The sequence below is a fragment of the Rhodococcus sp. 11-3 genome (genome assembly GCF_023704055.1).
Taxonomy (GTDB): Bacteria; Actinomycetota; Actinomycetes; order Mycobacteriales; family Mycobacteriaceae; genus Rhodococcus; species Rhodococcus aetherivorans.
In genome coordinates this window covers 3770031-3784628 of the sequence record NZ_CP080406.1, presented here as the reverse complement: position 1 = coordinate 3784628, position 14598 = coordinate 3770031, and the positions used below count along the sequence as shown (strand labels likewise).

Genomic DNA, 14598 nt, shown 5'->3' with positions numbered 1-14598 from the left:
CGTGCGAAGCACGAGAGCTCGGTCAAGGCGTTGCGCCTCGCCGATCCCAGGCAGTCATACACAGGAGGTCGACGTAGACCCATGACGAACATCGTCGTTTTGATCAAGCAGGTCCCCGACACGTGGTCCGAGCGCAAGCTCAGCGACGGCGACTTCACGCTCGATCGCGAGGCCGCCGACGCGGTGCTCGACGAGATCAACGAGCGCGCCGTCGAGGAAGCCCTGCTCATCAAGGAGCGCGACGGCGGGGAGGTCACCGTGCTCACCGCCGGTCCGGACCGCGCCACCGACGCGATCCGCAAGGCGCTGTCCATGGGTGCCGACAAGGCCATCCACCTCAACGACCCGGCCATCCACGGCTCCGACGCGATCCAGACCGCGTACGCGCTCGCGGCGGCTCTCGGCCAGATCGAGGGCGTCGACCTGGTCATCGCCGGCAACGAGGCCACCGACGGCCGGATGGGCGCCGTGCCGGCGATCATCGCCGAGTACCTCGGCCTGCCGCAGCTGACCCACATGCGCAAGCTCACCGTCGCCGACGGCAAGGTCAGCGGCGAGCGCGAGACCGACGAGGGTGTCTTCACCCTCGAGGCCACGCTGCCGGCCATCGTCTCGGTCACCGAGAAGATCAACGAGCCCCGCTTCCCGTCCTTCAAGGGCATCATGGCCGCCAAGAAGAAGGAAGTTCAGGCCCTCACTCTCGCCGACATCGGGCTCGACCCCGAGATCTTCGGCGTGGCCAACGCCGGCAGCACCGTCACCGGTGTCAGCCCGAAGCCCCCGCGTACCGCTGGTGAGCGCGTCGCGGACGAGGGTGACGGCGGCAGCAAGATCGCCGCGTACCTCGTCGGCCAGAAGATCATCTGATCGCGCCCACGCGACACAGCAGACATACCCAAGGGAGAGAAAGAGCAATGGCAGAAGTACTCGTGCTCGTCGAGCACGCCGAGGGCGCGCTGAAGAAGGTCAGCACCGAGCTGATCACCGCCGCCCGTGCGCTGGGTGAGCCCGCCGCGGTCGTGACCGGTCCGGCCGGCACCGCCGACAAGCTGCAGGACGCGCTCGCCGCCGCCGGCGCCGCCAAGGTCTACGCCGCCGAGTCCGACGACATCGAGGGCTACCTGGTGACCCCGAAGGTCGACGTGCTGGCCTCGCTCGTGGAGTCCGCCAGCCCCGCCGCGGTGATCACCGCCGCCAGCGTCGAGGGCAAGGAGGTGTCGGGCCGCCTCGCCGCGCGCATCGGCTCCGGTCTGCTCTGCGACGTCATCGACGTCAAGTCCGACGGTTCGGCCGTGCACTCGATCTTCGGTGGCGCGTACACCGTCGACGCCAAGGCCAACGGCGAGGTGCCGGTCGTCTCCGTGCGTCCGGGTGCCGTCGAGGCGCAGCCGCAGGCCGGCGCCGCCGAGCGCGTGGACGTCGAGGTGCCGGCGCAGGAGGAGAACGCGGTCAAGATCACCGCGCGCAACCCGATCGTGGGCGGCGACCGTCCCGAGCTGACCGAGGCGTCGATCGTCGTCTCCGGCGGCCGCGGCGTCGGCAGCGCCGACAAGTTCAGCGTCGTCGAGGACCTCGCCGACTCGCTCGGTGCCGCCGTCGGTGCCTCCCGCGCCGCCGTCGACTCCGGCTACTACCCGGGCCAGTTCCAGGTCGGTCAGACCGGCAAGACCGTCTCGCCGCAGCTGTATGTGGCGCTGGGCATCTCCGGCGCCATCCAGCACCGGGCCGGCATGCAGACGTCCAAGACGATCGTCGCGGTCAACAAGGACGAAGAGGCCCCGATCTTCGAGATCGCGGACTACGGCGTCGTGGGCGACCTGTTCAACGTCGCTCCGCAGCTGACCGAGGAGATCAAGAAGCACAAGGGCTGATCCCGAGGTCCCGCCGCGGCCCCGCACCCGTCCAGGGTGCGGGGCCGCACGCGTACCCGGGCATGTTCACCGGACGTGCACGGAGGCGACACCGTGCCGCCCCTGCCGCGACGTACCGGCTCGATACACATTGCGCCATGACCACTTTGCTGGTGCCGGCCCAAAACCCGGGGCTGTCGGAGGCGGTGCTGTCGGGGCCGCGGTACTCCCTGCTCGTGTCCGCCGACCGCGAACATCGCGAGGCCGCACAGCGGCTGCGTTACCGCGTCTTCGCCGCCGAACCCGGATTCCACCTCCCGGCAGGCATGCCCGCGGGCCTCGACGCCGACCGCTTCGACGAGTACTGCGACCACCTGTTGGTGCGCGAGAACCACACCGGCGCGGTGGTGGGCTGCTACCGGATGCTGCCGCCGGAGGCCGCACGCGCCGCCGGGGGCTACTACACCGCCACCGAATTCGATCTCACCGCCCTCGATCCCGACGGTCTGCGGGCGGTGGAGATGGGCCGCGCCTGCGTCGACCCCGCCCACCGCTCCGGCTCGGTCCTGTCGCTGATGTGGGCCGGGATCCTGCACTACCTGCAACTCACCGGGCACAACTGGGTCATGGGGTGCGTGTCGGTGCCGATGCGCACCCACCCGTCCGACGTGCCCGGCGCCAACGTCCGGGGAGTGCGCGACGTGCTGCTGGCCCGGCACTCCGTCGAGCCGGCCCGGCGGGTGCTTCCCCGGACCCCGGTCGTCGTCGACGGCCGCCCCCTCGACGATATCCCGTCACCCGGGCGGCCGGTGCTGCCGCCGCTGCTGCGCGGGTATCTGCGGCTCGGTGCTCGCATCTGCGGCGAGCCCGCCCACGACCCCGACTTCGGGGTGGCCGACTTCGTCGCGCTGCAGAGCCTCGCCGGAGCCAACGCGCGCTACCTCGAGCGGCTGCGGACCGCCGCCGAGAGCGCCGAGGCGGCCGCAGGAGCGCGGGCGTGAACACCCGCGCCCACGCCTGGATGCCGGCCAGTCCCTGCGGCACCGGCTGCCTTCCGGCCGATCCGGGGCGAGTGAGTTTCGTCACGGCGGCGGCGCGCTGGGTGCTCGTGGTGGCGGTCCTGGCAACCGCCCCGTTGCTGACCGCCGGCCGGCTCCTGCCCCGCCCGGGGCGCCTCGCCGCCCAGCGTGCGTTCGCCCGCGTCCTGCTGCGTTGTGCCGGGCTGCGGCTGACGGTGACCGACCTGCGGGACCGCGGCGACGGGGGAGGCGGGGGAGGCGGGGGCGTGCTCGTCGTCGCCCCGCACGTGTCCTGGACCGACGTGCTGGTGCTCACCGCGGTTGCCCCGGCAGGGTTCGTCGCGCGCAGCGACCTGCTCGAGTGGGGACTGCTCGGCGCGCTGGCCCGCCGCATGCGGGTCATACCCATCGAGCGCGAGCGTCTGCGCGACCTGCCCGTCGTGGTGTCGCGGATCCGCGACCGCCTCCTGGCGGGGGAGCGGATCGCGGCGTTCCCGGAGGGCACGACGTGGTGCGGCAGGGCGTACGGCGGGTTCCGTCCGGCACTGTTCCAGGCGGCGATCGACGCGCAGCGCCCGGTGCAGCCGGTCGGGCTCCGGTACGCCGACGCCGCCGGGACGATCGCCACCGGCCCGGCGTTCGTCGGCGACGAGACGATGGGAGCGTCGCTGCGACGGCTCCTGCGGCACCGGGGCGTGGTGGCGGAGGTGGTGCTCGCCCCGCTCGAGCGGCCCGGCTCCGATCGCCGCGACCTCGCCGCGCGGTGTGAACGGTCCGCGCGCCGGCGGCACGACGACGGCGCCGAGTTCGCCAGGCTCGGCCGGGCCGCCGCCGCGCACGACACCCGTGGTCGCGAGGAGCTCCGGGCCGGACGGTGAGCGCGACGGGCGCGAGCCCCGACCCGCTATCCTGGTTCGGTCATGACCTCGAACGCCGCCGGAGCCTCCGGCACCTCGACGACCGTCTACCTCGATCACGCCGCGACCACCCCGATGCTGCCCGCGGCCGTGTCGGCGATGACGGAGATCTTCGCGACGGTCGGCAACGCGTCGTCCCTCCACGGGTCGGGCCGCGCGGCGCGGCGCCGCATCGAGGAGGCCCGGGAGTCCATCGCCGCGGACCTCGGTGCGCGTCCCTCCGAGGTCGTCTTCACCTCGGGCGGCACCGAGGGCGACAACCTCGCGGTCAAGGGCATCTACTGGGCGCGCCGCGACGCCGATCCGCGCCGTCGCCGGGTGATCGCGAGCGCCGTCGAGCACCACGCCGTGCTCGATGCCGTCGAGTGGCTCGTCGCGCACGAGGGCGCCGAGGTGACCTGGCTGGCCGTCGACGCCGACGGACGCGTCGAGCCGGATGCGCTGCGGATGGCCCTCGCCGAGCACGCCGACGAGACGGCCCTGGTGTCGGTGATGTGGGCCAACAACGAGGTGGGCACCGTGATGCCCGTCGCCGAGCTCACCGCGGTCGCCGCCGAGTACGGGGTGCCCGTGCACAGCGACGCCGTGCAGGCGGTCGGCCATCTGCCCGTCGACTTCGCCGCGAGCGGGCTGGCCGCCATGACGATCGCCGCGCACAAGTTCGGCGGACCCCAGGGTGTCGGTGCCCTGCTGCTGGGCCGGCAGGTGCCGTGCGTGCCCCTCACCCACGGCGGCGGACACGAGCGCGACGTACGGTCGGGAACCCACGACACCGCCGGGATCGCCGGCATGGCCGCGGCGCTGCGCGAGGCGACGGCCGAACTCGGCGAACGCACCGTCGCGCTCACGACGCTGCGCGACGAACTGATCGCCGGTGTGACGGCCGTGGTCCCGGACGCGGTCCTCAACGGCCCGCGCGGCGCGGACCGCCTGCCCGGCAATGCACACTTCACCTTCCCCGGCTGCGAGGGCGATTCGCTGCTCATGCTGCTGGACGCGGCCGGGATCGAGTGCTCGACCGGTTCGGCCTGCACCGCCGGGGTGGCGCGGCCGAGCCATGTGCTCGTCGCGATGGGGGCGGACCCCCGCACGGCCCGCGGGTCGTTGCGATTCTCGTTGGGCCACACGTCGACTCGCGCCGACGTGGAGGCCGTTGTGGCGGCGCTGCCGCAGGTGGTGGGACGGGCGCGGGCCGCCGGACTGGCCGGCGCCGGTAGTCGAGAGAGGTGACGTCGATGAGGGTGCTCGCGGCAATGAGCGGTGGCGTGGACTCGGCGGTGGCCGCGGCCCGCGCGGTCGACGCCGGCCACGACGTGGTCGGCGTGCACCTGGCGCTGTCCACGGCGCCGGGCACGCTGCGGACCGGGTCGCGGGGCTGCTGCTCCAAGGAGGACGCCGGGGATGCGCGCCGCGCCGCCGACGTGCTCGGAATCCCGTTCTATGTCTGGGATTTCGCCGACCGGTTCAAGGAGGACGTCATCGACGACTTCGTCGAGTCCTATGCCGCCGGCCAGACCCCCAATCCGTGCCTGCGCTGCAACGAGAAGATCAAGTTCGCGGCCCTCGCCGACCGGGCCGTCGCCCTCGGCTTCGACGCGGTCGCCACCGGCCACTACGCCCGGCTCGACGACGGTGTCCTGCGTCGCGCGGTCGACGCCGGCAAGGACCAGTCGTACGTGCTCGGTGTGCTGACGGCCGACCAGCTCGCGCGTGCGATGTTCCCGGTCGGGGACACCCCGAAGGAGCGGATCCGCGCCGAAGCGGCCGAGCGGGGTCTCGCGGTCGCGAACAAGCCCGACAGTCACGACATCTGCTTCATCCCCTCCGGTGACACCCGCGCCTTCCTCGGTGCCCGCATCGGGGTGCGTCCCGGCCGCGTCGTCGACGCCCGGTCCGGCGCCGTGCTCGCCGAACACGAAGGGGTGCACGGCTTCACGGTCGGACAGCGCAAGGGCCTGGGCATCGCCGGCCCCGGCGCGGACGGCCGCCCCCGCTACGTCACCGCGATCGAGCCGGACACCGGCACGGTGAAGGTGGGCTCCGCGGAAGACCTGAAGGTGTGGGCGATCAGTGCCGAGCGCGCGGTGTGGACGAGCGGGGCCGCGCCGGCCGGACCGGTCGAATGCGTCGTGCAGGTCCGCGCGCACGGCGGTGTCGCGGCGGCCGTCGCCGAGCCCGCCGGCACCGGTCTCGTGGTGACCCTGCGCGAACCGCTCACCGGCGTCGCCACCGGACAGGCCGTGGTGCTGTACCGGCCGGACGCGGGCGGCGACGTCGTCCTCGGCAGCGGCACCATCGTCGGTACCGGCACGGCGGCCACGTCCCGGTGACCGCGAACATCCCGAACCCCTGGTCCGGCGTCGCGACCGGCATCGGGTCGTGGCCCGGCACCGACGCCCGGGAATCGGCCGCGACCGTGCTCGGCGAGCTCGAGGCGTTGCCGCACCTGGTCGAGCTGCCGGCCCGCGGGCTCGGGGCCGATCTCATCGGCCGCACCGGCGCGTTGCTGGTCGACCTGCACCTCGACACGTCCACCACCGGGTACCGGCTCGGCGGTCGCCGCGGCGCGGTCGCCGCCCGCGCCGGGGATCTGCTGCGCCGAGATCTCGATGCACTCGAAGAGGCATGGGAGACAGCGGGTCTCGGTCCCGGTCGATTCCTGAAGGTGCAGTCCGCCGGCCCGTTCACCCTCGCCGCGCACGCCGAGCTGGCCGGGGGCCGGCGGGTGCTCACCGATCGCGGCGCCGTGCGCGACGTCGCCGAGTCCCTCGGCGAGGGCCTGGCGCGGCACGCCGCGGAACTGACCCGCCGCCTCGGCGCCCACGTGGTGGTCCAGCTCGACGAGCCTGCGCTGCCCGCCGTCCTCGCCGGGACCCTGACCGGACGCACGAAGCTCGAATCGGTGCCGGCGCTCCCCGAGCCGGAGGCGCAGCACCTGCTCGAGGCCGCGATCGCGGCGATCGGCCGCCCCGTCGCGGTGCACTGCTGCGCCGCCGACGTGCCCACCGGGTTGCTGCGCCGCAGCGGCGTCGACGCCGTCGCCCTCGACGTCGCGCAGCTCACCGCCGCCGACCTCGACGGTATCGGTGAGCTGATCGACGCCGGAACCACCCTCCTGCTCGGGCTGGTGCCGTCCACCGCACCCGACACGGCCGTCCCCACCTGGCGTGACGTCGCGGCCCCCGCGATCACGCTGATCGACCGGCTGGGCTTCCCCCGCGCCACGCTGCGCTCGGTGGGGGTCACCCCGCGCTGCGGCCTGGCCGGCGCCGATCCCACGTGGGCGCGCCGGGCGCTGCGCCTCGCCCGCGACGTCGCCGCCGCGTTCGCGGACGACCCGGAATCGCTCGGCTCCGCAGCGGCCGGGAACGTCGTATCGCTCGACTAGTCTTTCCGGCGTGAGTGAATCGACGGACGCGCCCACCCAAGCTCCGCCCGACGTGCGCGAGCGCTGGCAGCAGCTCGCGGAGGAGGTGCGCGAGCACCAGTTCCGCTACTACGTGCGCGACGCGCCGATCATCTCCGACGGCGCCTTCGACCAGTTGCTCGGCGCGCTGAAGCAGCTCGAGGACGACTACCCGGACCTGCGCGTCCCGGACTCCCCGACGCAGCTCGTCGGTGGGGGCTTCGCCACCGACTTCACCGCCGTCGACCACCTCGAGCGGATGCTCAGCCTCGACAACGTCTTCACCGAGGACGAACTGCGCGCCTGGGTTTCCCGCGTCGAGGCCGAGACGGGTCCGGACCTGCACTACCTGTGCGAGGTGAAGATCGACGGCGTCGCGCTGAGTCTGGTGTACGAGGACGGCCGCTTGCGCCGTGCCGCCACCCGCGGCGACGGCCGCACCGGCGAGGAGGTCACGCTCAATGCCCTCACGATCGACGACATCCCCGAAAGGCTCACCGCCACCGAGGAATTTCCCGTCCCCCGGGTTCTCGAGGTGCGGGGCGAGGTGTACTTCCGGCTCGAGGACTTCCACGCGCTCAACGCCGCCCTCGTCGCCGAGGGCAAGGCCCCGTTCGCCAATCCGCGCAACACCGCGGCCGGATCGCTGCGGCAGAAGAACCCCGCGGTGACCGCGCGGCGCCGCCTCGGGATGATCTGCCACGGGCTCGGCCGCGTCGAAGGATTCGAGCCGGTGTCGCTGTCGCAGTCCTACGCCGCCCTCGCCGCCTGGGGGTTGCCCGTCTCCGGGCACACCGCCCGCGTCGTCGGCGTCGAGGAGGTCGTCGCCCGGATGCGGTACTGGGGCGAGCACCGCCACGACGTCGAACACGAGATCGACGGGCTCGTCGTCAAGGTCGACGAGGTGTCCCTGCAGCGCCGGCTCGGCACCACCTCGCGCGCACCCCGGTGGGCGATCGCCTACAAGTACCCGCCGGAGGAGGTGACCACCACGTTGCTCGACATCCGCGTCAGCGTCGGCCGCACGGGCCGGGTCACCCCGTTCGCCTACATGGAACCGGTCACGGTGGCCGGGTCGACGGTCTCCCTCGCCACCCTGCACAACGCGGCGGAGGTGGCCCGCAAGGGCGTGCTCATCGGCGACACGGTGGTGCTGCGCAAGGCCGGTGACGTCATCCCCGAGGTGCTCGGCCCGGTGGTGGACCTGCGCGACGGCACCGAACGCGAGTTCGTCATGCCCACCGAATGCCCCGAGTGCGGGACACCGCTCGCCCCCGCCAAGGAGGGTGACGTGGACCTGCGCTGTCCCAACCAGCGGCACTGCCCCGCACAGTTGCGTGAGCGGGTCTTCCACGTCGCGGGCCGCGGCGCATTCGACATCGAGGCGCTCGGCTACGAGGCCGCCACCGCGCTGCTCGAGGCCGGGGTGATCGCCGACGAGGGTGACCTGTTCGACCTGACCGCCGAGGACCTGCTGCGGACGTCGCTCTTCCGCACCAAGGCGGGGGCGCTGTCCGCCAACGGCAAGCGCCTGCTGGCGAATCTCCAAGCAGCCAAGGACAAGCCGCTGTGGCGGGTGCTGGTGGCACTGTCGATCCGGCACGTCGGCCCCACCGCCGCACGGGCGCTGGCCACCGAATTCGGCAGCCTCGACCGGATCCGCGAGGCGTCCGTGGACGAGCTCGCCGCCGTCGAGGGGGTGGGACCGACCATCGCTGCGGCCCTGGGTGAATGGTTCGCCGTCGACTGGCACGTCGCGATCGTCGAGAAGTGGCGCGCGGCGGGGGTGCGCATGCTCGACGAGCGCGACGAATCCATCGAACGCACCCTCGAGGGCCTGTCGATCGTGGTCACCGGATCGCTCGAGGGTTTCTCGCGGGATCAGGCCAAGGAGGCGATCCTGCTCCGCGGCGGCAAGGCGGCCGGTTCGGTGTCGAAGAAGACCGCGTTCGTCGTCGTCGGCGATGCCCCGGGAACGAAGGCCGACAAGGCGGCCGAGCTGGGCATCCCCGTCCTCGACGAGGACGGGTTCCGCCGGCTGCTCGAACTCGGCCCGGACGGCGTCTCGGGTGGCCAGGACGCGATCGAGGAGGAGTTCGGCGAGCTCGAGAGCTGACCGGCGGCCGGAGCCGGTGTGACGGAGATCGCCCGGAAACCGTTTGGGCGGAAGGGGCGGTCACTGGGATAGTCCTCCAGTGATCGAGATCAGACGCGTGAGCCCGGACGAGTACGACGCCGTCGGCGCCCTCACCGTCGACGTGTACGTCGGCGGCGGATTCGTCGAGCCCGACGACCCGTACGCCGAGCGTCTGCGCGACACCGCCGCCCGCGACAAGCACGCCGAGGTGGTGGTCGCGCTCGCCGACGGCGAGATCGTCGGGTCCGTGACGCTGGCGGAGCCGGCGTCGCGCTTCGCCCACATCGCCGAGAAGGGCGAGCTCGAGTTCCGGATGCTGGCCGTCGCGCCGTCGGCGCGGGGCCGGGGTGTCGGGTCGGCGCTGGTGCGGCACGTCCTCGACACCGCCTACGACCGCGGCGATCGCGCCGTGGTGCTCTCCACGCAGCCGGACATGGTCGACGCGCGCCGCATCTACGACCGCAACGGATTCGTCCCCGTCCCCGAGCGGGACTGGGCGCCGGTGCCCGGCGTCGAGCTGAGCACCCTGGTCCGGGAGCTGGTCTGAGCCGTTCCGCTCAGCCGAGGACGGTTCCGATGATGCCGGCCAGGTAGCCGAGCCGGGCCACCTCGGACGGGCGGAACTCCGGGCCGCCGGGCCGGCCGAGCATCAGCACCCGGCCCTGGGTCCCCAGGGGCGCCGCCGCCAGGGTCGTGTTCATCGCTCGCCACAGGTCGGGCACCCACTCGCCCTCGTGGTCGAGCAGCATCGGCTTCTCGAGCGGCATCCACGGCACCTCCGCCGGCCGGGTCTCGGGGGCGCCGGAACTGCCGACCACCCGGTACACCCCGTACGGGCCGGTGTCGACGACGGTCGCCCAGCCGACGCGCAGCACCCGGGGCGCCCCGTCGACGAGCACCTGCAGCCGATCGTGGCGCGCGGTGGCGACCTGATCGATCAGCTCGAGTTCGCGGTGGGTGTCGAGGATTCCCGCATAGGGACGGATCGAGTCCACCGTCACGCCCTCGAGGCGTTCGGCGGCCGTGATGAGCGTGTCCGGCAGCGACCCGGCGTCGACGTCGACGACGAGATCGTCGATCGCGAAGCCGGCGCCGCGTTCGACGACGTCCAGCGAGAGGATGTCCGCACCGACCGAACCGAGCGCGACGGCGAGTGAACCGAGGCTGCCCGGCCGGTCGGGAAGCTGGACGCGTAACAGGTACGACACGTGCGTCCTTTCCCCGATTCCGAAGTCACGGCCGAGGCGCTCGGCCGGCGACGGACACCATCTTTTCACCCCCGCAGCACCGCCGGATGCCGGTCCGGCGGTGCTGCGCCGAGACGGGACAGGAAACCGCCGGTCACGCGGTCGTTGTCACACGAACGACACAGGTGTTTCTCCGAACTGCAACACGGCGGGCGGTCGGCGCGGGTCCGGGGAACCGGCGAAACCGTCCCGGTCGGCACGCACTACCCTGGACGGGACGTTCGTTTCTTCATCGGAAAGGGGTCACCGAAGGTGCCTGCCATCTCCCGTGACGAGGTCGCGCACCTCGCCCGGTTGTCCCGGCTCGCGCTGACCGACGCCGAACTCGACGAGTTCGCCGGCCAGCTGGATACGATCCTCAGCCACGTCAAGGCCGTGTCGGAGGTGGCTGCGGACGATGTGGCGCCGATGGCCAACCCGAACGCGGTGACCAACGTGACCCGCCCCGACGAGGTGCGCCCGGGCCTGACGCCGGAGCAGGCGCTCGCCGCCGCGCCGCTCGTCGAGGACGGCCGCTTCTCCGTCCCGCAGATCCTGGGGGAGGGCGAATGAGCGCCGACCTGACCCGGCTGGGCGCGGCCGACCTCGCCGACCGCATCCACTCCGGCGACGTCTCGTCGGTCGAGGTCACCCAGGCTCACCTCGACCGCATCGCCGAGGTCGACGGCGACTACCACGCCTTCCTGCACGTCGCGGGGGAGCAGGCGCTGGCCGCCGCCGCGGAGGTCGACCGCGCGGTCGCCGCGGGCGAGAGCCCGGCGTCGCCGCTGGCCGGCGTGCCGATCGCCCTCAAGGACGTGTTCACCACGACCGACATGCCCACCACGTGCGCCTCGAAGATCCTCGAGGGCTGGATGTCGCCGTACGACGCGACCCTGACGTCGAAGCTGCGGCGGGCCGGCATCCCCATCCTGGGCAAGACCAACATGGACGAGTTCGCGATGGGATCGTCCACCGAGAACTCCGCCTTCGGTCCCACCCGCAACCCGTGGGACACCACCCGGATCCCCGGTGGTTCCGGCGGCGGCTCCGCGGCCGCGCTGGCGTCCTACCAGGCGCCCCTGGCCATCGGCACCGATACCGGCGGCTCGATCCGCCAGCCCGCCGCCGTCACCGCCACGGTCGGCACCAAGCCCACCTACGGCACGGTCTCCCGGTTCGGCCTCGTCGCGTGCGCGTCGTCGCTCGACCAGGGCGGCCCGTGCGGCCGCACCGTGCTCGACACGGCGCTGCTGCACGAGGTGATCGCCGGCCACGACCCGCGCGACTCCACGTCGGTGGACGCGCCCGTCCGGCCGGTCGTCCAGGCGGCCCGGGAGGGCGCGCAGGGCGACCTGAAGGGCCTGCGCGTCGGCGTCGTCAAGGAGTTGCACTCGGACAGCTACCAGCCGGGCGTGCTGGCGTCCTTCGACGCGGCCGTGGCCACGCTCACCGAACTCGGCGCCGAGGTCGTCGAGGTCTCCTGCCCGCACTTCGAGTACGCGCTCGCCTCGTACTACCTGATCCTGCCGTCCGAGGTCTCCTCCAACCTCGCCCGCTTCGACGCCATGCGCTACGGCCTGCGCGTCGACGACGGCACGATGAGCGCCGAGCAGGTCATGGCCGCCACCCGGGCCGCCGGGTTCGGTAAGGAGGTCAAGCGCCGCATCATGATCGGCACCTACGCGCTGTCCTCCGGCTACTACGAGGCCTACTACGGGCAGGCGCTCAAGGTCCGCACCCTCATCGCGCGGGACTTCGAGAAGGCGTACGAGCAGGTCGACGTCCTCGTCTCGCCGACCAGCCCCTTCACCCCGTGGAAGATCGGCGAGAAGGTCGACGATCCGCTGGCGATGTACCTGTCGGACCTGTGCACGCTGCCGACCAACCTCGCCGGGCACTGCGCGATGTCCGTGCCGTCCGGGCTGTCCGCCGACGACGGGCTGCCCGTCGGCCTGCAGATCATGGCCCCGGCGCTCGCCGACGAGCGCCTCTACCGCGTCGGCGCCGCGTTCGAGGCCGCACGCGGCCCGATCGTCGCCTGAGTCCGGCCGAGGCCCGGTGCTCCGTCCCGGTCAGGGGTGGTCGCACCGGGCCTGGTCCGGGCCGTAGCGGTGCCCGTGACCGGGGGCCGCGTCCAGCGCCACCGGCAGGTCCAGCGTCGCCTGCACGAAACTGACCACCGGCAGCCACCGCGGCACGGGCGCGTCGCGTCGCGCTCGGGACAGGTCGGGCGGGGACCACAGCAGCGACGGCTGCCACCACACCACCGGATCCGACGTGTTCGCGGTGACGATCGCTCCGGCCGTGCGCACCGCGCCGGCCGGCGGACCCGCCCAGATCGCCGCGCAGGGACCCGCCGCGGCCGATGCGTGGTCGGCGAGCGCGGCGCTGCCCCCGATCGACCCGAGGCTCTGCCCATACACGTGCAGCTGCGGGCGCCGGACCGGGTCCAGGGTGTCGAGGTGGGCGCGCACGGCCGTCAGGAGGGCGCGGGCCGACGCCGCGGCCGCGTTCCGGTCGAACAGGAACGTCACCCAGCTCGGCGCGGCCGAGTACTGCTGCGCCACGAGCGCGACGTCGCCGCCGAACACCGTGTCGAACCCCCGCACCGCGCCGGGGTCGATCCAGCCCGAGCCGGTGGGCACCGCCACCACGACGTGGGCGCGGGCGAACCCACCGGCGCGGTCGAGTTCGCGCACGGCCAGCGCGGCGCGCGAGCGGGCGTCCGCAGCGGATCCGAGCCCCACGTACGTGCGGATCGCGCCGGGATGCGCGTCGAGGGTCACGAAACGGCGGCCCTCGTCGCCCAGGGACTCCCAGGACACCAGGGACGACGGACTGCCGGCCACCGCGGCGGCGACGGGCCTCGCGACCGGGTCTGCCTGCCCGAGCCCCACGGGCACAATCGCGACGCCGACGCCCATGGCCACCGTGACAGCCGTGGCCGCGACCGCGCGGGTGCCGGCCCGCCGGCGCCACGCCCCCGGAACCCGGCCGATCGCCCGTACTGCCGCGAATATCAAGGGGGCACAACTACATACAACGATCCAGTGCGCCGGACCGGCGGGTGGTCGCCCCATCGACGCCCGCAACGCGTCCTGCCACTGCGCCGCGGCGAGCACCGCCCACCCGAGCGCGCCGGCCGCGACGACCAGCGCCGCCGGCCGCGCGGCCCCGGGCCGCGCGGATCCCCCGTGCCGCCGGCGGCGCACCCCGCCGGCCACGGCCGCGGCTGCGGCGGCGCATCCGGAGGCAGCGGCCTGTGCCAGGGCCGCACGGGGCAGCAGCGACGGCGCGAGCGAGACCCACACCGCGATCGTCACCGCCACGGTCGTCGCCACCCGCGGGCAGCGCCGCGCGAGCGAATCGACCCCCGCGTCCGCGGCCGCGGACGCCGCGAGCGCCCTCATCGCACCGCCCACCGCGCCGCCGCGGCCAACGTCCACACCACGGCCGCGTACGGCAGCGGTGACTCGGGAACCGGTGCCGCGTCGCGTTGCCGCCACGAATTGAACCGCACGGCAATCGACGCCACATCCGCGGTGAGGACGCACCAGCCGTCGCCGGGAGCCGCCGTGCGGCACGCCTCGTGCAGGTGCCGGCTCAGCCGGGCGTCCAGGCCGCGCCGCGCCTGCGGACCCGGTTCGTGTCCCACCGACCGGGCGTATCGCAGCAGGTCGTAGCCGAGATCGTGTTCACGGCAGGGTGTTTCGAAGAACTTCGGCAGGGGGACGGGGGACGAGCAGCCCCCGAGGGGATCCACCAGGATCCCGTCCTCGGTGACCGGGCGGTAGTGCATCGCCGGCTCGAAGCCGGCCGGGAAGACCTCGAGCGCCGCCGCGGTGTCGCCGTCGGACAGCGCCGCCACCGCCGCCGCCGTGGCGCCCCCGTGCGGCCTCGGCTCCCCCTCCGGACCAGCCTGCGCCCCAACGGTTCCCAGGAACAGCGCCGCGGCCGTACCCACCATCACTGTCGTCGCTCGTCTGCGCATGGCACGGACGTTAGGAACGACGGGGACCGCCGCGGATCCCACGCCGGAG

14 protein-coding genes are annotated in these 14598 nt (G+C 73.3%); 11 read left to right on the top strand and 3 right to left on the bottom strand.

What is annotated here, in order from left to right; all coding sequences use genetic code 11:
- Nucleotides 1-81 precede the first annotated feature (81 nt).
- From KZJ41_RS17675 to KZJ41_RS17635, 9 genes are all read left to right on the top strand, one after another.
- The gene (locus tag KZJ41_RS17675; RefSeq protein WP_006933194.1) at nucleotides 82-867 is read left to right on the top strand and encodes an electron transfer flavoprotein subunit beta/FixA family protein; all 786 of its coding nucleotides are present in this window, start codon (nucleotides 82-84) and stop codon (nucleotides 865-867) included.
- A 47-nt stretch (nucleotides 868-914) separates the two neighbouring features.
- Nucleotides 915-1871, top strand: a complete 957-nt coding sequence (locus tag KZJ41_RS17670) for an electron transfer flavoprotein subunit alpha/FixB family protein (protein WP_006933196.1) — start codon at nucleotides 915-917, stop codon at nucleotides 1869-1871.
- A gap of 137 nt (nucleotides 1872-2008) precedes the next feature.
- Entirely contained in the window at nucleotides 2009-2851 is an 843-nt protein-coding gene (locus tag KZJ41_RS17665; protein ID WP_029544454.1) for a GNAT family N-acetyltransferase, read from the top strand.
- Nucleotides 2848-3747: a 1-acyl-sn-glycerol-3-phosphate acyltransferase gene (locus KZJ41_RS17660; protein WP_006933200.1), complete on the top strand. Its 900-nt coding sequence runs from the start codon at nucleotides 2848-2850 to the stop codon at nucleotides 3745-3747. Before KZJ41_RS17665 ends, KZJ41_RS17660 begins: the two co-directional genes overlap by 4 nt.
- 42 nt (nucleotides 3748-3789) lie before the next feature.
- On the top strand, nucleotides 3790-5016 hold the full coding sequence (locus KZJ41_RS17655) for a cysteine desulfurase family protein (protein WP_050035419.1): 1227 nt from the start codon (nucleotides 3790-3792) through the stop codon (nucleotides 5014-5016).
- A gap of 5 nt (nucleotides 5017-5021) precedes the next feature.
- Nucleotides 5022-6116: a tRNA 2-thiouridine(34) synthase MnmA gene (gene mnmA / locus KZJ41_RS17650; RefSeq protein WP_251549363.1), complete on the top strand. Its 1095-nt coding sequence runs from the start codon at nucleotides 5022-5024 to the stop codon at nucleotides 6114-6116.
- On the top strand, nucleotides 6113-7174 hold the full coding sequence (locus tag KZJ41_RS17645; protein ID WP_050035417.1) for a methionine synthase: 1062 nt from the start codon (nucleotides 6113-6115) through the stop codon (nucleotides 7172-7174). The genes mnmA and KZJ41_RS17645 overlap by 4 nt, the downstream gene beginning before the upstream one ends.
- A gap of 10 nt (nucleotides 7175-7184) precedes the next feature.
- On the top strand, nucleotides 7185-9308 hold the full coding sequence (ligA, locus tag KZJ41_RS17640; RefSeq protein WP_029544445.1) for an NAD-dependent DNA ligase LigA: 2124 nt from the start codon (nucleotides 7185-7187) through the stop codon (nucleotides 9306-9308).
- Between the two features lie 79 nt (nucleotides 9309-9387).
- A complete protein-coding gene (locus KZJ41_RS17635; protein ID WP_029544443.1) occupies nucleotides 9388-9876 on the top strand; it encodes a GNAT family N-acetyltransferase in 489 nt (162 codons plus the stop codon).
- Nucleotides 9877-9886: 10 nt separating this feature from the next.
- Here KZJ41_RS17635 and KZJ41_RS17630 read toward each other — a convergent pair whose 3' ends face one another.
- On the bottom strand, nucleotides 9887-10537 hold the full coding sequence (locus KZJ41_RS17630) for a hypothetical protein (protein WP_006942337.1): 651 nt from the start codon (nucleotides 10535-10537) through the stop codon (nucleotides 9887-9889).
- 291 nt (nucleotides 10538-10828) lie between these two features.
- Between KZJ41_RS17630 and gatC the strand changes: the two genes are divergently transcribed.
- Nucleotides 10829-11128: an Asp-tRNA(Asn)/Glu-tRNA(Gln) amidotransferase subunit GatC gene (gene gatC, locus KZJ41_RS17625; protein ID WP_029544440.1), complete on the top strand. Its 300-nt coding sequence runs from the start codon at nucleotides 10829-10831 to the stop codon at nucleotides 11126-11128.
- A complete protein-coding gene (gatA, locus tag KZJ41_RS17620) occupies nucleotides 11125-12600 on the top strand; it encodes an Asp-tRNA(Asn)/Glu-tRNA(Gln) amidotransferase subunit GatA (protein ID WP_161996481.1) in 1476 nt (491 codons plus the stop codon). The genes gatC and gatA overlap by 4 nt, the downstream gene beginning before the upstream one ends.
- Nucleotides 12601-12630: 30 nt before the next feature.
- On the opposite strand, the gene KZJ41_RS17615 is transcribed toward gatA, so the two are convergent.
- Both KZJ41_RS17615 and KZJ41_RS17610 read right to left on the bottom strand, forming a co-directional pair.
- Nucleotides 12631-13968: an alpha/beta-hydrolase family protein gene (locus tag KZJ41_RS17615; protein WP_006942340.1), complete on the bottom strand. Its 1338-nt coding sequence runs from the start codon at nucleotides 13966-13968 to the stop codon at nucleotides 12631-12633.
- Nucleotides 13965-14549 carry a hypothetical protein gene (locus tag KZJ41_RS17610; RefSeq protein ID WP_238406504.1) on the bottom strand — a complete coding sequence of 195 codons (585 nt, stop codon included), beginning with the start codon at nucleotides 14547-14549 and terminating at the stop codon, nucleotides 13965-13967. Before KZJ41_RS17610 ends, KZJ41_RS17615 begins: the two co-directional genes overlap by 4 nt.
- Nucleotides 14550-14598 lie beyond the last annotated feature (49 nt).